The sequence below is a fragment of the Streptomyces sp. NBC_00190 genome (assembly GCF_036203305.1).
GTDB lineage: Bacteria > Actinomycetota > Actinomycetes > Streptomycetales > Streptomycetaceae > Streptomyces.
Genome location: NZ_CP108131.1, coordinates 5,308,630 through 5,325,553, shown reverse-complemented (window position 1 = coordinate 5,325,553; position 16,924 = coordinate 5,308,630). Strand labels below are relative to the sequence as shown.

18 protein-coding genes are annotated in these 16,924 nt (G+C 73.5%); 9 read left to right on the top strand and 9 right to left on the bottom strand.

Annotation, left to right across the window (positions count from 1 at the left end; all coding sequences use genetic code 11):
- Window positions 1-16: 16 nt before the first annotated feature.
- Both OG429_RS25830 and OG429_RS25825 read right to left on the bottom strand, forming a co-directional pair.
- Complete coding sequence (locus OG429_RS25830) at window positions 17-409, bottom strand: hypothetical protein (protein WP_328927643.1); 393 nt, start codon at window positions 407-409, stop codon at window positions 17-19.
- Window positions 406-2,793 (bottom strand): AAA family ATPase, encoded by a 2,388-nt coding sequence (locus tag OG429_RS25825; RefSeq protein ID WP_328927642.1) that lies wholly within the window; start codon window positions 2,791-2,793, stop codon window positions 406-408. The genes OG429_RS25830 and OG429_RS25825 overlap by 4 nt, the downstream gene beginning before the upstream one ends.
- A 298-nt stretch (window positions 2,794-3,091) precedes the next feature.
- Between OG429_RS25825 and OG429_RS25820 the strand changes: the two genes are divergently transcribed.
- From OG429_RS25820 to OG429_RS25810, 3 genes are all read left to right on the top strand, one after another.
- Window positions 3,092-4,075, top strand: a complete 984-nt coding sequence (locus OG429_RS25820; RefSeq protein WP_328927641.1) for an XdhC family protein — start codon at window positions 3,092-3,094, stop codon at window positions 4,073-4,075.
- 144 nt (window positions 4,076-4,219) lie between these two features.
- Window positions 4,220-5,437, top strand: coding sequence for a DUF6745 domain-containing protein (locus OG429_RS25815; protein ID WP_328927640.1), 1,218 nt, complete (start codon window positions 4,220-4,222; stop codon window positions 5,435-5,437).
- A gap of 26 nt (window positions 5,438-5,463) precedes the next feature.
- On the top strand, window positions 5,464-5,952 hold the full coding sequence (locus tag OG429_RS25810; RefSeq protein WP_328927639.1) for a hypothetical protein: 489 nt from the start codon (window positions 5,464-5,466) through the stop codon (window positions 5,950-5,952).
- Between the two features lie 16 nt (window positions 5,953-5,968).
- Here OG429_RS25810 and OG429_RS25805 read toward each other — a convergent pair whose 3' ends face one another.
- Window positions 5,969-6,292 (bottom strand): plasmid stabilization protein, encoded by a 324-nt coding sequence (locus OG429_RS25805; RefSeq protein ID WP_328927638.1) that lies wholly within the window; start codon window positions 6,290-6,292, stop codon window positions 5,969-5,971.
- 110 nt (window positions 6,293-6,402) lie between these two features.
- On the opposite strand from OG429_RS25805, the gene OG429_RS25800 reads away from it, so the two are divergent.
- Entirely contained in the window at window positions 6,403-6,798 is a 396-nt protein-coding gene (locus OG429_RS25800; RefSeq protein WP_328927637.1) for a DUF6479 family protein, read from the top strand.
- A 44-nt stretch (window positions 6,799-6,842) separates the two neighbouring features.
- Here the strand turns inward: OG429_RS25800 and OG429_RS25795 are convergent, their stop codons facing one another.
- Window positions 6,843-7,727 carry an ATP-dependent DNA ligase gene (locus OG429_RS25795; RefSeq protein WP_328930419.1) on the bottom strand — a complete coding sequence of 295 codons (885 nt, stop codon included), beginning with the start codon at window positions 7,725-7,727 and terminating at the stop codon, window positions 6,843-6,845.
- On the bottom strand, window positions 7,727-8,632 hold the full coding sequence (gene ligD, locus OG429_RS25790) for a non-homologous end-joining DNA ligase (protein WP_328927636.1): 906 nt from the start codon (window positions 8,630-8,632) through the stop codon (window positions 7,727-7,729). Before ligD ends, OG429_RS25795 begins: the two co-directional genes overlap by 1 nt.
- A gap of 31 nt (window positions 8,633-8,663) precedes the next feature.
- Between ligD and ku the strand changes: the two genes are divergently transcribed.
- A complete protein-coding gene (gene ku / locus OG429_RS25785; protein WP_328927635.1) occupies window positions 8,664-9,752 on the top strand; it encodes a non-homologous end joining protein Ku in 1,089 nt (362 codons plus the stop codon).
- An 82-nt stretch (window positions 9,753-9,834) separates the two neighbouring features.
- Here ku and OG429_RS25780 read toward each other — a convergent pair whose 3' ends face one another.
- Window positions 9,835-10,665, bottom strand: coding sequence for a nuclease-related domain-containing protein (locus tag OG429_RS25780; RefSeq protein ID WP_328927634.1), 831 nt, complete (start codon window positions 10,663-10,665; stop codon window positions 9,835-9,837).
- A gap of 185 nt (window positions 10,666-10,850) precedes the next feature.
- Between OG429_RS25780 and OG429_RS25775 the strand changes: the two genes are divergently transcribed.
- From OG429_RS25775 to OG429_RS25765, 3 genes are all read left to right on the top strand, one after another.
- Window positions 10,851-11,480, top strand: a complete 630-nt coding sequence (locus OG429_RS25775) for a hypothetical protein (protein ID WP_328927633.1) — start codon at window positions 10,851-10,853, stop codon at window positions 11,478-11,480.
- A gap of 111 nt (window positions 11,481-11,591) precedes the next feature.
- Window positions 11,592-12,353 carry a hypothetical protein gene (locus OG429_RS25770; protein WP_328927632.1) on the top strand — a complete coding sequence of 254 codons (762 nt, stop codon included), beginning with the start codon at window positions 11,592-11,594 and terminating at the stop codon, window positions 12,351-12,353.
- The gene (locus OG429_RS25765; RefSeq protein ID WP_328927631.1) at window positions 12,350-13,588 is read left to right on the top strand and encodes a HAMP domain-containing sensor histidine kinase; all 1,239 of its coding nucleotides are present in this window, start codon (window positions 12,350-12,352) and stop codon (window positions 13,586-13,588) included. Before OG429_RS25770 ends, OG429_RS25765 begins: the two co-directional genes overlap by 4 nt.
- Window positions 13,589-13,681: 93 nt before the next feature.
- On the opposite strand, the gene OG429_RS25760 is transcribed toward OG429_RS25765, so the two are convergent.
- Genes OG429_RS25760 through OG429_RS25750 form a run of 3 tightly spaced genes read right to left on the bottom strand, consistent with a single transcriptional unit; the run spans window position 13,682 to window position 15,627 of the window.
- Complete coding sequence (locus OG429_RS25760) at window positions 13,682-13,951, bottom strand: hypothetical protein (RefSeq protein WP_328927630.1); 270 nt, start codon at window positions 13,949-13,951, stop codon at window positions 13,682-13,684.
- A 10-nt stretch (window positions 13,952-13,961) separates the two neighbouring features.
- Window positions 13,962-14,675, bottom strand: a complete 714-nt coding sequence (locus tag OG429_RS25755) for a TetR/AcrR family transcriptional regulator (RefSeq protein ID WP_328927629.1) — start codon at window positions 14,673-14,675, stop codon at window positions 13,962-13,964.
- 22 nt (window positions 14,676-14,697) lie between these two features.
- Complete coding sequence (locus OG429_RS25750; RefSeq protein ID WP_328927628.1) at window positions 14,698-15,627, bottom strand: AurF N-oxygenase family protein; 930 nt, start codon at window positions 15,625-15,627, stop codon at window positions 14,698-14,700.
- Window positions 15,628-15,796: 169 nt separating this feature from the next.
- On the opposite strand from OG429_RS25750, the gene OG429_RS25745 reads away from it, so the two are divergent.
- Window positions 15,797-16,900, top strand: coding sequence for a ferritin-like domain-containing protein (locus OG429_RS25745; RefSeq protein WP_328927627.1), 1,104 nt, complete (start codon window positions 15,797-15,799; stop codon window positions 16,898-16,900).
- Window positions 16,901-16,924: the final 24 nt, after the last annotated feature.

Here is a 16,924-nt window from a genome sequence, read left to right as displayed (position 1 = left end):
TCCTTCCGTACGGGGGTCACGGCCTGCTGGGAGCGGGAGTGGGCGGCATGGATCGCAGGAGTTCCGTGACGTCCGCGTGCCAGGCCCGCACCTCGGCTGGCGTGGGCGGCAGTTCGTAGGTGTGGTGGTGGCAGGCGGCGCTGAGGGCCGACCAGACGGCGTACCACTGGCGGGCCACCGAGGGGCTCACGTACCAGTCCAGGCAGAGGGCCTTGGTCCGGCCCCTGCTGTGGACCATGCGCGGGCTGACGCTCCGCCAGAAGTCGTCCATGGCCTCGTCCAGGGCGAGGCGCAGCAGAGCGGCCGCGGCGCGGGCGCGCAGTCCCGGCGTGAGCGTGGTCATGGTGCCGGGCGGCGGCGTGAGCAGGCGGTCGGCGGCGGCCACGAGGTCGCGGGGGGACCGGGTCACCGGCGCTGCACCGCCCTGGCGAGCCGCTCGGTCTCCCGGACCAGGTCCTTGGGGGCGACGGACGGGGCGGGAGCCTGGTGGGCACCCGCGTTGCACCGCTCGATCAGGGTGCGCGCCCACGGCCCGTGGTCCTGGGCGATCGCGGCGAGCACCTCGGCCGGTGCCATCGCGCTGTCGTAGAAGGCGAGCGCGGCCAGCTCGGTGAGCTTGTGCGTCCTGCCGATCCTCGCCTCGATGTCGTCGTGGCCGTGGCCGTCGGCGCGCAGCCGGCGCCGTGCGGGCTCCAGGTACGCCGCTTCCAGCGCTCCCCGGCACATCTGGGGCAGCACCCGGTCGGCGACGTCCTGTGGCACGTTGCGGTCACCGGCCACGGCTCGGGCCTCGCCGAGCGCGAGGGTGACGGGGTCGTCGGTCCGGGTGACCCGTACGACGGAGTCGGTCTGACGGGAGACCTGCATGATCGTCGCGGGGACGCGCAGCCGGTGGATGGCCTGCTGGAGGCGGGTGTCGTGGGTGAAGACGACCACTTGGCGTTGCTGGGAGTGGAGGTGGAGGACGCGGGCGAGCCCTTCGACCTTCTCCGGGTCCATGGACTGTACGGGGTCGTCGATCACCAGGAAGCCGAAGGGGCTGCCGCGGTGCGTGGCGCGCGGGAGGAACAGGGAGAGCGCGAGCGAGTGGAGTTCGCCCTGGCTCATCACGCCGAAGGCGGGCGCGTCGATCGTGTCCACGGAGGCGTCGAGGACGACCTTGCGCGCGTTGGCGGTGCCCGCGAGGCTGATCGGGCCGAGCGAGACGCTGCTGCGTTCGCACAGCAGTTTCCAGATGGTCTGCGACTGGTCGGCGAAGGGCCGCAGCCGTTCCTCGCGCAGTTCGTCGGTGACCTTCCTCAGCCACGCGCGGCCGTCCTTGATCTGTTTGACGAGCGGACGGGCGGCCTCCGCCCGCTCGGCCTCGCGGAGGCATTCGGCGAGGCGCAGGGCGAGGGGCTGCCACCGGCCGTCCTGCTCCGCGATCCGGTCCGCGGCCTCCTCGCTCAGCTGTCGGCAGGCCTCGGCCAGCGCGGCCACCACGCGCTCGGTCCGGTCCGCGAGTTCATGTGGATCGGCGACTCCCCGGCAGGCGGCCCACTCGGACCAGAGGGAGGTGAGCTGCGAAGCGTCGCCCTGGAGCCGGCCCGGGACCGGCTGGACGAGGTCGTGTACGGCTCGCACCGCGGCCGCCAGGTCCGCGCGTGCCGTCTGCGCCTCGGCCGCCTCCCGCCGGAGCCGTTCGACCTGTTCCCGGGCGTGCTCGGCCCAGTCCTCGTCGAGGCGGCTTTCGCCGCCGCACACGGGGCAGTCGGCGGACCGCGGGTGGCGGCGGCGGTGGTCCAGGGCGCGCTCCAGCAGTCCGATCAGCTGTCGGGCGTCTTCGGCGGTGGTGAAACGCGCGTCCTCGGCAACGGCGGCGGCCTCCCGGAGCCGGGCGGCCGCGGCCGCGGCCTCGCGCGGGTCGGGTCCTTCGAGGGCGGCGAGGCGGCGCAGGCGGGCGAGCTCGGCGCCGTCGGTCGCCACCTGGCCCTTGAGCAGCCCGCGTAACCGGTCGAGGTCCGGCAGGCGTCCGCCCAGCGCCGCCAGGGCCTCGGCGGCCCGCGGGTCGTCCGACTCCGACAGTTCGGCGCTCACGGCGCGGACCAGGTCTCCGGCTCCCGTGACGGTGTCGGTGAGTTTCTTCGCGCGGGCGCGGGCTTCGTTGTCGGCGTCGCCGAGCAGGTCCAGGCCGAGGATCTGCGCGAGCGCGTCGTGCAGGGCGCTCATCCGCCCGTTGATCATCGCGCCGAGCTCGCTGTACGAGAGGAACGGCCGGTAGAGGGCCAGGTCCTCGGCGTCGATGACCTCGCGCGGGTCCTGTTCGGGGCCGCCGGGCCGGTGGACGACCGTACGGGAGTCGTCCAAGCCGTCCCCGTGCCAACTCCTGTGGACGGTCAGCGGATCGCTCTCGCCGTCGAGGCAGAGCCGCACCGACACCTGCGGAGCGCTGTGGTCGTGCAGGTTGCGCCAGCCCTGCTTCCAGACCTGAGTGCGGTCCTGCCAGCGGAAGTTGTCTCCGGTGAGCACCATCTCGGCGGCCTCGGCGAAGCTCGACTTCCCCGAACCGTTGCGGCCTGCGACCACGGTGAGGCCGGGGCCCGGTGTGAGCTCCAGCGTGGTGGCCGGTCCGATGCCGCGCCAGCCGGCCGCCGAGATCGACCGCAGGTAGACCGGCCCTGCCCGCCCGGCACTTCTGGCCCGCGGCTCGGGCAGCAGTTCGGCCACCAGGTCCCGCGCCGCGGAGTCCAGCCCGGACACGGCGAGGCGGCCGAGCACCAGGTCGCGGAGGGAGGGGTGGGGCTGGTCACTCACGGCGGCTCCTTGCGGGGGCGCGGGGGCGGCGCTGATCGAGCTGTTCGCCCATGTTGCCCGAGTCCGCCGCCCCCGGGAGGCGGAACCGTCCAGCCAGGTCACCGGTCCTGCGGGCTCGGTCCGCCCGAGCCCCGGTGCTGCGGTTCCGGTGGTCCGTACGAGGGGGTGGGGGTGGGTCTGTGGGTTTGGGGGGTGGGTGGGGGTGGGGAGCGTGCGTAGGGTGGGTGATGAGGCCGCATAGTGCCGTTGACCTGGCACTTTGCGGGGAGTGAGCTCGCATAGGGATGGGGCGGCGCGAATGCGTGAGCTGGTGGAGACGGCGCGGCAGTGGCTGGCCGAGGGGCGGGCGGGGTATCTGGCCCGGCCCGTGACCGAGCAGGGGTTCGGACCGCGGGATCCGGCCGGGGCGCTGCTCGTGGATGCGCGCGGGGAGTGCGTCGGGGCCCTGTACCGGGGCGTCTTCGACGCCGAGCTCGCCGCCGAGGCAGGGGCCATGGCGGCCGGGACCACCGCGCGGGTGTGCGAGGTGTCAGTGCGCGCGGCGGAGGCCGCGGAGGCGAAGCTGACCTGCGGCGGGCAGGCCGAGGTGCTGCTGCAGCCGCTGACGGCGATCCCGGCCGAGTGGTGGGAGCTGCTCGGCGAGGGGGCCGGGGTGGCGCTGGTGACCCGGTTGAACGAGGCGGCCGACAGGGCCGTCAGTGAGGTCGTACGGGCCACGGACACCCCGCGCGACGATGCCGGACGGCGGGCCGGGGAGCTGCTGGGCACCCGGCGGCCCGGGCGGGACGCGCTGTACGGGGAGACCGGGCTGGTGCTCGTCGAGGCGTACCCGTCGGCCCCGTACGTGGTCATCGGCGGCGGCGGCGAGCTCGCCGGGATCATCGAGCGGCAGGCCGCCCTGCTGGGCTGGGACACGCGGCTGGTGGACTCCGCGGCGGACGCCGCGAAGGTGCTCGCGGACCACCGGGACGCCGCCTGCCTGGTCATGCTCAGCCATGAGCCGGACTTCGACGTCCCGACGCTGCGCAAGGCGCTGGAGCTGCGGATCCCCTACGTCGGGGCGCTGGGGTCGCGGCGGACCACGACGCGGCGCCGGGAAGGACTGGTCGCCGCCGGGGTGAGCGAGGCCCGCCTGGCCCTGGTGCACGGGCCGATCGGGCTGGACCTGGGGGCGAAGACGCCCCCCGAGACGGCCCTGGCCATCTGCGCGGAGATCCTCGGGGTGCTGAGCGGCCGGGCGACCCCGGCGCTGCGTGACTCCGAGAGCCCGCTGAGGGGATGAGCCGGCCCGCCGGGCGGATCCGCCCTGGGGGACACGCCCCGGCGGACCCGCTCCGGCGGAAAAGGAGTTGATGCGGGGCACGGCGGCTGGCACGCTCCCCCGCATGACCTTCGTAGATGGAAAGGCGGGCTCCGCCGGGCGCCTGTGAGCGCCCGGGAGTTCGCGTACGAGTACGCAGACGGGTACGAGCGCGTGCGCGAGGCGTGCGCGCTGCGGGACGAGTGGCTGGCGTACGGGCTGAGCACCCGGCCGGCCGAGCGGGCGGACGCCGAGGACGCGGTCGGGGAGATCTACCGACTGCTCGGGGAGGCTCCGCCGCGCTTCGAATGGGTGGCCTCCCCCGCCGCCGCCCTCGATGCCGTACGGGACGAACCCGGCTTCCGGGGCGGGCCGTTGCGGTATACCGATCGGCCGCAGACCGCCCGCGCCTCGCCGTTGCCGGACCGGCTCGCCCGCATGGAGTCCGCTCTGCGCCACCGGCTGGGCGAGGCCGTGGCCGAGCCGTGGACGCCACCCTGGTCGCACCGCGGACCGCTGCCGCCCGGCACCGCGGCCGAGGAGGCGCTGGCCGCCGGATTGCCGGTGCAGCGGGTGCTGCGCACCGCCGTGGGGGACGCGCTGAAGGCCTCGGTCGCCGACGCCGTCCGGGCCGCCGTGCGCCACTCCGTGGGGACCGTGCCCGGACTGATGACCTGGTACGGACAGCACGACGCGCACTGGGTCGGCCATTACGACGTCTGCGCCCGGGTCGGGGCCGCCCGGTACCGGGCCCAGGACGCCGCCGAACTGCGCTTGTGGGCGCGGCTCGCCCGCGCCACCGGCTGGTGGTGGGCGGCGCCGGGCCGGTGCGTGATGGCCGAGCGGCCCACCGCCGTGCGCACGGAGCCGGCTCCCGCGGCGGCGTACGGGGAGATCCGGCTGCACCGGGACGACGGGCCCGCCGTGCGGTTCGCGGACGGCAGCACGGTGCACGTGCTGCACGGGACCGTGGTGCCGGAGTGGGTGGTGACCGGGCCGACCGTCGAGCGGATCCACGCCGAGGCCAACATCGAGGTGCGGCGCAGCGCCATCGAGCGCATCGGCTGGGGAGCGTACGTCGAGCAGGCCGGGCTGGAACTCGTCGGGACGGCCGACGATCCCGGCAATCCCGGGTTCCGGCTGAGCCTGTACGACGTACCGGCCGGGGCGTGGGGGCGGCCCGGGCGGCTGCTGCTCACCGTCAACGGCTCCGTGGAGCCGGACGGCCGGCGGCGGCGCTACGGGCTCGGGGTCCCCGCCCATCTCGACGATCCGCTCGACGCGGCCGGCTGGACGTACGGCGTGAGCGGGCAGCAGTACGCACAACTCGTGCGCAGGACATGACGGTTCATGACGAGAGGGGAATGGTGATGCGCATGGTGACGCTCGGGGAACTGACGGAACGGACCGGGCTCGACGTGCTGGAGCACCTCGCGCGCGAGGTGGCGGTTCCGGTGGTCGACGGGATGCAGGCGCAGGGCGACCTGCTGCTGGTGCCGATGGGGATGCTGGGACATGTGGGTCTGGGGCGCAGCTGGTCCCCCCATCCGAGGTGGCAGGACGTACCGCCCGAGGGGATCGAGCTGCTGCGCAGCACGGCGGGCGGGAACCCGCACACGCTGGTCGCCGATCCGCAGCAGTGCCGCTGGACGGACGACGTCACGGACCCGACCGGGCTGGCGATCGGGGCGCTGGAGGCGACCGCGATCGCCTACCTGATCCACCCGGAGCACGGCGCCACGGGCATAGCGCCCGGGCGCTACCTGGTGCGGCGGCAGCGGGAACGGGCGCTGGGGGCGCCGCCGGGCCGGCTGCGGTCCCAGCTGTTCCGCGGGGGGAACCAGTTCGTCTGCGACTGACCGGAACCGGCCGGCCTCAGTCGCCCAGGGCGCGCTTCAGCTGCGCCTTGTTCATGTCCGACCGCCCGTGGACGCCTCGGCGCCGGGCCTCCGCGTAGAGCTGGTCGTACGTGGGGCCCTGCGCGCCGGAGTGGGAGCGCAGGCCGCCGCGCCGGGACGAGGACATGTCCTCCAGGGACTCCTTGCTCGCGGTCTTGGATTCGCCGGCCCGGGCGCGTTCCTTGTTGACCGTCCGGGCGGCGATCTCCTTGGCCTTCTCCTCGGACTCGCCGCGCTGCTCGGCGCTCTCCTTGATGTGTTCGTACTGGCGTTCGCGCTTGGGGGAAGATCCGCGGGGCATGACCGGCTCCCTTCTCCGCTCCGGCTTCCGCAGGGCGCGTACCCCGGACGGCGCAAGATATCCCCCACCGAACAGCGCATTCAGTGCTGAAATGCGGGAAAGTGGACTTCATGGACATGACCCTGAGCGTGGACGAGACGCTGACCCACATCGCATGGTTCCTGATCGTCGGGCTAGCGATCGTCGGCTTCCTTCTCGCCGGCTTCAAGCTGGGCCAGCGGGTCCGGGCGAAGGAGCCCCCGCCGCCCACTCCCGAGAGCCAGCCCCACCTGCCCAACGGCGGAGCCGTGTACGAGGTCCGCGAGGAGCGGGACCCGGTGGAGATCCCCGAGGGCGGCCTGAGACCGCACGAGATGCAGGGCTACGGGAACTTCGGCTCCACGACCTCCGGTCATCCTGACGAAGTCCGGGCGGAACGCGAGTCCGGCTACAAGCCCGTGGAAGGCCCTGGTCCGCACCCACAGCCCGGGGCTCCCCCGAACGCGGGTCGCGGCGCCCACAGCTGACACCTCACCTCACCTCACCCTCTGAACCGCGCCTCCCGCGCGGCTCAGAGGTCTGTCCGCAGCCGCAGCACCTCCGGCGGCGGATGCCGGGCCGAGGCGTGGCGGACCTCCGCCGCCAGCGGCGGGTCCAGCGGGCGGTAGGGGACCTCGCCGAGCCCGATCGCGGTGACGGTCGCCCCGGCCTGCGCGGCCTGCGCGCGGTCGGCGACGGCCGCCGCCACCTCCGCCCGCAGGGCCGCCGTCAGCGGGCTCGACACCGTCGGGGTCTCGTCCCCGACCGGCAGCACGAGCACCAGGGCGAGCGGGCGGCGCGGGGTGCCGGTGTAGCCGACCACCGCGGCGTCGCGGACGTCCGTGTGCCGGAGCTTCTGCCAGCCGCGCCGCCCGGCCGGGTAGGTCTGGTCGAGCCGCTTGATGACCAGGCCCTCGACACCGCTGGCGGGCAGGGTCTCGTACCAGGTGGCGGCCAGTTCCGGGTCGGTCGTCATGGGCACCGGCTGCAGCGGCGGCCCGAGCGGCAGCAGCAGGTCGACCAGGAGCGCACGGCGGCGCTCGTACGTACGCCCGCGCAGGTCGAGCCCGGCCAGTTCCAGTACGTCGAAGGCGGCGTACGAGGCCGGCAGGCTCTGGGCCAGTACGGCGGCCCGCGCGGGCGTGGCCGCCGCCCGCCGCTGCACCAGCGCGAAGTCCGTCCGGCCCGCGTGCCAGACCACCACCTCGCCGTCCAGGACCGTTCCGGCGGGCAACTGGCGTGCGGCCGCGGCCAGATCGGGGAAGGCGCTCGTCACCATCCGGCCGGAGCGCGCCTGCAGCGCCACGTCCGCCTCGGAGCGCACGACGACCAGGCGGTGGCCGTCGAACTTCGGCTCGTACGCCAGGCCCGCCCCGCGCGGCAGGGTCCGTACGGCGGCGGCCAGCGCGACCAGGATCACGGCCCGGCTCCCCGCACTCCGGGCAGCCGGCCGGCCAGGGCGGGGTTGAGCATCGGGCCGAAGATGTCCCCGTCGCGCTCCAGCCGCGGACCGATGTCGTCGGCGAGGAAGACCAGGTCGGCGGGGGTCCGGCAGGCCGCCACCTCCTCCCAGGACACCGGCGCGGACACGGTCGGGCGGGCCCGCGCGCGCAGCGTGTAGGGGGCGGCGGTGGTCTTGGCGGCGGCGTTCTGGCTGTGGTCGACGAAGACCTTGCCGGGGCGCAGGGCCTTGGCCATGCGGTGGACGATCAGGTCGGGGAGCTCGCGCTCGGCCTCCTGGGCGAGGAGCTTCGCGTACGCCGACACCTGCCCGGACGGGGTCGGCTCCAGGGGCACGGCCAGGTGCATGCCCTTGGAGCCGGAGGTCTTGGCGTAGGCGTGCAGGCCGTCGGCGGCGAGCCGGTCGCGCAGCCAGAGCGCGGCGGCGCAGCACTCGACGACGGAGGCGGGCGCGCCGGGGTCGAGGTCGAGGACCATCCGGTCGGCGACCGCGGGGGCGCCGGCGGGCCACTGGGGGGTGTGGAACTCCACGACGAGGTTGGCGGACCACATCAGGGTGGCCATGTCCGCGACGACCACCTGTTCGGCGGAGAGGTCCTCGGAACGGGGGACGGGGGTGGTCTTCACCCAGGCGGGTGCGCCGGGCGGCGGGTTCTTGGTGAAGAAGAGCTGGCCGTCCGGACCGTCGGGATAGCGCAGGAAGGACACCGGCCGGTCGTGGATGTGGGCGAGGAGGGAGCCCGCCACGGTGGCGTAGTAGTGGAGCACCTCGCCCTTGGTGAAGCCGGTCTCCGGATACAGGACCTTGTCGAGGTTGCTGAGCGTGATGCGACGGCCCTCCACCAATGTGATCGGCGTCATACGATGAGACTGCCACGAATCAGGAGGAACCGTGCGATCCATTTGGAACGGGGCGATCTCCTTCGGCCTGGTCAGCATTCCGATCAAGCTCGTGAACGCCACCGAGAGCCACTCGATCTCCTTCCGCCAGATCCATCTCGCCGACGGCGGGCGGATCCGCTACCGCAAGGTGTGCGAGCTGGACGGCGAGGAGGTGCCGGGCACCGAGATCGGCAAGGGGTACGAGGAGGCCGACGGGTCGCTCATCCCGATCACCGATGAGGACCTGGGGCAGCTGCCGATCGCGACGGCCAGGACGATCGAGATCATGTCGTTCGTGCCGGCGGAGGAGATCGATCCCCTCCAGATGGACGCGGCGTACTATCTCGCGGCGAACGGGGCGACGGCGGCGAAGCCTTACACGCTGCTGCGGGAGGCGCTGAAGCGGAGCCGGAAGGTCGCGATCGCCAAGTACGCGCTGCGGGGGCGGGAGCGGCTGGGCATGCTGCGGGTCGTCGACGACGTGATCGCGATGCACGGGCTGCTGTGGCCGGACGAGATCCGGGCGCCGGAGGGGGTGGCGCCGGAGGCGGACGTGTCCGTACGGGAGGCCGAACTCGACCTGGCGGACGCGCTGATGGCGACGCTCGGCGAGGTGGAGATGTCCTCGCTGCACGACGACTACCGGGATGCAGTGGAGGCGATGATCGCGGCGAAGGCGGGTGGCGCGTTCGAGCCGGCCGAGGCCGTCGTGGAGCCGGCCGGGGGCAAGGTGATCGACCTGATGGCGGCGCTGGAGAAGAGCGTGAAGGAGGCCAAGGCCTCGCGGGGCGAGACCTCCGCGGCGGAGGCCGGGGTGGAGGCCGACGTGACGCCGATCCGGCGCAGGGCGGCCGCCGCCGCGCCGAAGTCGGTGGGCGGGAAGAAGTCGACGGCGGCTTCGGCGAAGAAGACGGCCTCCGGCGCGACGAAGAGGACCGCGGCCGCCGCCAAGTCCACGAAGACGACGAAGTCGGCGGCCAAGACTGCCAAGGCGGCCAAGACGGCCAAGACGGCGGCGACCAAGTCCACTTCGGCGGCCGCGAAGAAGACGGCCGCCGCCACGAAGAAGGCGGCGCCCCGGAAGCGCACCTCCGCCTGACCCGGGCGGGACCGGTTGGGGCCGGGCGGGGCCCTGCGCCGCTGCCCCTACCCGGTCACCCGGCGCCCCCGGCTCCCCGGCCTCAGCCGCCGAAGCCGCTGATGCCGCGGCCGGACCCGCCCAGCCACGTTCTCGCGTCGCGGGCGAGCGTGAACAGGGCCTCGATGTCCGGGGGTTTGAGGGCGACCTCGGATCCGGTGAGGTCCGCGGCGGCCGTCGGGGGCTGCAGGACCCGGATGTCGCGGACGGTGGGGGCCACCTCGACGCGGGAGGCGTCGGCCACCGCCAGGGCGGGGGTGACCTGGGCCGTCAGGGCGAGGGTGGCGCGGGCCGCCGCGCGGCGGGCCCAGCGCGGGTCCGGGCGGGGTTCCGCGCGGCCGACCGTGAGCAGCAGGTCTCCGACCACCGCGCGCTGGCGGCGGCCCGGGACCGAACGGACGCAGAAGATCCCGGCCGGGCCGATGAGCAGGTGGTCGATGCGGCCCGTTCCCGGGAGCGGGACGCAGTGCAGGATCCGCCAGCCCTGCGCCTCCAGGGCGTCGCAGACGTCGCCCGTCCGCTGCTGGGCGGCCAGGTCCTGGCGCAGCCGGTGCCGGGTCCGGCTGCCCGCCGGGCCGTGTTCCAGCTCCCCCAGCAGGGCCTCGCCGGGGCGGTTGGGAGCCAGGTCCGCGTCCGGCGGGAGGGCGAGGCCGGCCAGGTCGGCGGCCGTGGGTACGGGGGGCGGCCCGATCGAGACCGTGCCGCTGAGATAGGGCCGTAACACCGCCAGGATCGCCTCCCGATGGTCGTCCGCGAGCACGCTGATCCGGTTCGCCTGCCGGTCGTACCAGGCCACCGCCTGCCCGTCGGGCAGGTTGACATACAGCCGGCCGCGGCCGGGCCGGCCGCTCGGCAGTACCTTGAGTCCCCTCATCGCCCTCACCCCCGCGCTCCATGGGAGCAGCCGGGACGCCGCACGGCAATCCCCCGGTTGTGTAACGACTCCGACGTGACCCTGCGACACCGCTGTTACACGAACGGGGCGCCGCCGCAACGGCCGCCCCCTAAGTTGGTCGCACCTGGACCCGCCAGGCTCCGAACAGCACCGAAGGGCTTCCCGTGAGCACCGTCAGCCGCCGCACCGTCGTTCGCGCCGCCGCCGTGACCGCGTGCGCCGGAAGTCTGCTGGCGCTGCCCACGGCCGCCGCTCTGGCCGAAGGCGTGCCCGCGGCCTCGGCCGCGCACTCCGCGGGCCCGCGGGGGGTTCTGGTCAAGAGCCTCGCCCTCGCGGACGGCACCTCCACGGCGAAGGTCTACCGCATCGCCGACGGCGCGTACCAGGCGGACATCCTGACCGCCGAGGGCTACAAGGCCACCACCCTGACCAGCCATGACGGCATCACGGGCTTCGGCAGTGCCGGGGAACTGCACGCCTCGCTGGAGTCCGACGGGCGGCTGACGTCCTGGGTGGGCGGCGCTCCCGCCGGGGCCGTCGCGCACGCCGTCGGGGGCGAGGGCCACAAGACGGGCACCCGCAGCCGGCAGGTCGTCCCCGCGTCGGCGTCGAAGGCGGCGGGCGGCGGCATCGGGGCCGTCGCCACCGGCCCGGCCGGGGTGCAGCGCCTGAACACACTGGCCGACGGACCGGGCGAGGGCGTGCTGCTGCTCGCCGCGGGCGGCGGCATCGCGGCCGTCGGCGCCGCCGGGCTCGGCTTCGCGATGCTGCGGCGCGGGCGGACCGAGGGCTGAGGCGCGGGCGCCGTCCGCAGGCGGGGAAAGCCGCGAGCGAAAACGTCATACCTCTGCATAAGGTTGCCGAGATCGATCTCGCACCGCGCGGACAGGAGGACGTCGGGGTCCGTGAAAGCGCTTTCATTCCGCTCGGCCGCCGCCACAGCCACCGCCTCCGCGGCACCGGCACTCACGGTGCTCGCCCTGGTGACCCTGCTGGCGGGGTGCGGCGACGGCGGCGAACTGGCCGGCGCGGGCAGGGCGCCGACCGCGAGCGGGCCCGTACACCTGTGGCCCGACCGTCAGGGCGCCGTCGTACCGCCGGCCGATCCGGGCGGAGCCCCGCCCGAGTACGTCAAGGGGATCCCGCCCGTCCGGGACCAGGACGTGCGCGGCGTCGACCCGGTGGCCATCGTCCAGGCGGAGCTGCGGGCCCATCCGAAGACGGACGTCGGCGCGGACGGGATGCCGCCCCGGACCGCGGCCGCGATCAAGGACTGCGGCAAGCAGGACGCGGAGCCCGAGGCGTGCCCGGTGCTGGCGCCGTACTACCGGGACCTCACGGGCAACGGCGAGGACGAGCTGATCGTCGGCATCGAGTTCCCGGACAAGATGATGTCGGTACGGGTGTACACGGCGGACGAGCACGGCCGGCTCAACCGGATCATGGCGACCACGCAGACCGTCATCTCCGTGGACCTGGCCGGGCGTGACGTGGTCCTGCGCGCGCCCAGCGGGAACAACGGCTACGAGCTGATCACCGCCTGGTCCTGGGACGAGAAGCAGCTCACCATGCTGCCGACGCGGGAGCAGATCGTACGGGTGCCGGGCGGTCCGCAGGGCCCGGCGAGTCCGTCCGGCCCGGGCACGGGCGGGCCGGGTACGCCGTGAGGCCCTGGCTGCCCGCCTGGACGGCGACGCTGACCTGGAAGGCGGCGTGCTTCATCGTGGTGATGTGCTGCTCGCTGGCGGCCGCGCTGGGGGCGCTCGTGCACGTCGAGGTGACCCGCCAGACCGTGGCCGCGGCGCGCGAGAAGGCGCTCGCCAAGCTGGACGACGCCTCGCAGGCGTACGAGGACGGCGAGGCGCTGCCGCCGGAGTCGGGGCTGGATCCCGCGGGGCTGCCGCCGCGGTTGCGTGCGCTGGCCGTCAGCGGGTACCGCGGGACGGTCCTGGCCGACCACCGGGGCCGCCCGACGATGTGGGCGGCGGCGCCGGCGGACGGGCGGGCGCTGGCCACCGTCGTCGACTACGAGCAGAGCGCGCGCACCATCAACGGGCTGGACAACGCGATCATCGGGTCGTCGGTCCTGGCGATCGGCGGGACGCTGCTGGTCGGCGCGTTCGCGGTGACGCGGGTGACGCGGCGGCTGCACCAGACGGCGACGGTGGCCCGGCGGATCACGCAGGGCGACCTGGACGCGCGGGTGGGCGATCCCCGGACGAAGGACCCTTCACGGCACCAGGACGAGGTGGCGACGGTGGCCGGGGCGCTGGACACGATGGCGGCGACCCTGCAGGAGAAGCTGGAGGGCGAGCGGCGGTTCACGGCGGACGTGGCACATGAGCTGCGCACGCCGCTGACCGGGTTGCAGGCGGCGTCGGAGCTGTTGCCGGAGGGGCGGCCGACGGAGCTGGTGCGGGAGCGGGTGCGGACGATGCGGCAGCTGACGGAGGACCTGCTGGAGATCTCGCGGCTGGACTCGGGCAGCGAGGCGGTGGAGACCGATCTGCACCAGCTGGGGCGGCTGGCGGGGCGGGTGGTGCGGGCCTCGGGGACGCGGACGGAGGTCGTGGTCGTCCGGGACGCGCACGTGGAGACGGACCGGCGGAGGCTGGAGCGGGTGCTCGGGAACCTGGTGGCCAATGCGCACAAGCACGGGCGGGAGCCGGTGGTCCTGACGGTGAACGGGCCGGTGGTGACCGTACGGGACCACGGGGACGGGTTCCCCGACTACCTGCTGGCGCACGGTCCGCAGCGGTTCCGCACCGGGGAGAGGTCGAAGGGGCACGGGCTGGGCCTGACGATCGCCGCCGGGCAGGCGGAGGCGATCGGGGCACGGCTGGAGTTCCGGCGGGCGGAGGGCGGCGGGGCGCTGGCGGTGCTGTCGCTTCCGGGCTCGTAGGAACCGTCGACGAGCGGGGCGGACACCTTCACCGTGCCCGCCCCCGCCGCGGCGGGAAGCAGTGCCGGCGCCCCGGACGCGCAGCGGCAGCGGTTACGGGCGGGGGGACTTGGTCCAGGGCCAGCGGACCTTGGGCTTCTGGCCCGAGGGGGCGAAGGTGTACTTCCAGCCCTTCTGGAGGCCCAGGCGCTTGGAGTAGCCCGCCGGGACGCGCTCGTACAGCAGGACCGTCGGGGCGCCGCCGTCGGGTGCCGGGACCGGGATCTCGTACCACTTCGGGGGGTGTCCGGTCGGGCCGAGGAGGATCGGGAGGACCCGGCCGTCCATCGGGCCGCCCTCGAAGGGGGTCGGTTCGCTTTTCACCCCACCAGTGTCACAGCAGGTGGGCGGCCTCGGAGACCACCGGGATGACGCGGCGGGCCAGGACGCCGACCGGGCCGTCCGCCGATTCCAGGGCCAGGGCGGCGCGGGCCGCGGCGGCCGTCTCCGGGTCCGTGGCCGCCGTGGCGGTCAGCAGCGCGACGAACTGGTCCACCAGCCAGTCCCGCAGGGACTCGACCTCCGGCTGCTTGCCCTCGTCGATCCAGATGAGGGAGGCGGCCTCGACGGCCGTGATCCACGTGCGGACCATCATGCGCAGGCGCGGCCCGGGGGCGGGCACGGACAGGTGGAAGAGGATCTGTTCGGCCGCCGCGCGCCGGATGCCGTCGACCGTCGCGGTGGTGCGCGAGGTCTCCACGACGCTGCCGCCCTGGAGGAGGGCCGAGAAGCCGGCGTCGTGTTCGTCGACGAAGGCCAGGTACCGGTCGAGGGCCCGGGTGAGCCGCTGGGTCAGGGGGCCTTCCTGGGGTTCGGCGAAGCACAGTTCGAGGACGTCCGCCGCAGAGCGCAGGGCGGCCTCGTAGAGCTGCTGCTTGCCGCCCGGGAAGTACCGGTAGACGAGGGGGCGCGAGACCCCGGCGGCCTCGGCGACGTCGTCGAGCGAGACGTCCTCCGGCGCCCGGTGCGCGAACAACGACAGGGCGGCGTCGAGGAGTTGGGCTCGCCGCTCCTCGACGCTCAGTCTGCGGTAGGCGCGTACGGTCATGCCCGCAGCGTAGACGACCTTCCTACGCCAGGAGGCCCGAGCTCTTCCACAGCCGGCGGCCGGGTCCGCGCAGGATGCCGATGTCTTCCAGGAAATCGGTGAGCCGCTTGGCGCCGGTCTGCATGACCTCGCGGCGGTGGCCGCTCGCCTTGACCTGGGCGACGGCTTCGCGGCGGTCCAGGCCGATGTTCTCGTAGACGGCCGGGTTGACGAAGGCGAGGGAGAAGACGCGGGCCGCCTCGCCGCAGCTGATCCGGGTGAGTTCCTGTTCCCAGCGCGGGGCCGTCAGCATCTGGCGGCGCAGTTCCTCGCGGGCGTACCGGACGTGCCGGGCCTCCTCGATGACGTGGATGCGGGTCACGCCGCGGACGAGGGGCTGGACGCGCTCGTCCGGGAAGGTCAGGCGCTGCATCCAGTCGAGGATCTCCTCGCCGAGGAGGGTGCAGGCGAAGGAGCCGGGGGTGGTGGAGACCGTCTTGAGGATGCGGGCGAGGTTGTGGTTGACGCGGGAGACGGGGTACGCCGGAGCGCCGGCCTTCTCGATCATGCGGGCGAACATCATCGAGTGGCGGCACTCGTCGGCGATCTCGGTGAGCGCGTAGCGCACGTGGCTGCTGGTCAGGGACTTGTCGTAGATGTGGCGGACGAGGAGCTGCATGAGGATGATCTCGAACCAGATGCCGAGCGAGCCGAGCGCCGCCGCCTCGTGGCGGGAGAGGTCGATGCGCTGCTCCTCGCCCATCTTCTTCCAGAGCGGGGTGTCGTAGAGGGACAGCAGCTCCGGCGGCCAGTAGTACTTGCCCTCGACCATCGGGGCGTCCCAGTCGAGTTCCTTGTCCGGGTCGAAGGAGTGCCTGGCGGAGGATTCGAGCAGCCGTTCGGCGATCTGCTCGCGGTCCTTGAGCAGGCCGAGTGCGTCCCTCAGCGCGGTTCGGTCGGTCACGGTCGTCATGGCTTCGGATACCTCGCTCGTTGGGTTACCGGCGGTCATTGCTTATGAGACTGCCTGTCAGCAAGGTCGTCAATCCCTCGCGCACGACTTGTTGACCGCGCGTCTACCAACGTGTGACGCTGCCAACTGTCCAGTCCTGTGCGGAAGTACGTGAGACGAGGAGGCGTCAGTGTCGACGCACGAGCTCTACACCAAGGACCCGGGCGAGGGCGTCTGGCAGATCCCCGCCACCGGCTCGGCCCGCTTCAGCTGGGAGTACGACGAGGGCCGCGAGCGGCTCCTCGCGCTCTACCAGAAGGGCAAGGACAAGCAGTGGGACGGCGCCAAGCGCATCTCCTGGGACATCGAGGTGGACCCGTACGACCCGCTGGGCGCCCCGGACGAGGCACTGACGCTGTACGGGACGCGGCACTGGGCCAAGCTCACCGAGAAGGACAAGGGCGAGCTGCGCCGGCACTACGCCTCCTGGCAGTTCAGCCAGTTCCTGCACGGTGAACAGGGCGCGATGGTGTGCGCGGCGCGCATCGTGGAGTCGGTGCCGGACCTCGACGCGAAGTTCTACTCCGCCACGCAGACCATGGACGAGGCCCGGCACGCCGAGGTCTTCGGGCGCTTCCTGCACGAGAAGGTCGGGATGCTGTACCCGATCAACAACAGCCTCCAGGCGCTGCTGGGCGACACCCTGCGCGACTCCCGCTGGGACATGCCGTACCTGGGCATGCAGGTGCTCATCGAGGGGCTGGCGCTGGCCGCCTTCGGGATGATCCGCGACACGACCGACAAGCCGCTGCCGAAGCAGATCCTGGCGTACGTGATGCAGGACGAGGCCCGGCACGTGGCCTTCGGGCGGATGGCGCTGCGCGATTACTACAAGCAGCTCACCGACGCCGAACGGCGCGAGCGCGAGGAGTTCGTGATCGAGGGCTGCTACCTGATGCGGGACCGGCTGCGCGGGGTGGAGGTGCTGGAGAACTTCGGCATCCCGAAGAAGGAGGCGGAGCAGTTCAGCGAGCAGTCGGAGTTCCTGGCGCTCTTCCGCAAGCTGCTGTTCAGCCGGATCGTGCCCTGCGTGAAGGACATCGGACTGTGGGGCGAGCGGCTGCAGAAGGCGTACCTGGAGATGGGCGTCTTCGAGATGGGCGACTCGAATCTGGACCTGCTGATGCGCGAGGACGAGGAGATCGCCGAGGCCCTCGACCGCGTGCGGTTCGCGGCCGAGGAATCGGAGCGGGTGGCGGAGGTCGAGGCCGCCATAGCCGACGGGGCCGCCTAGCCCCGTCCGCCGCTTCCCCCCCAG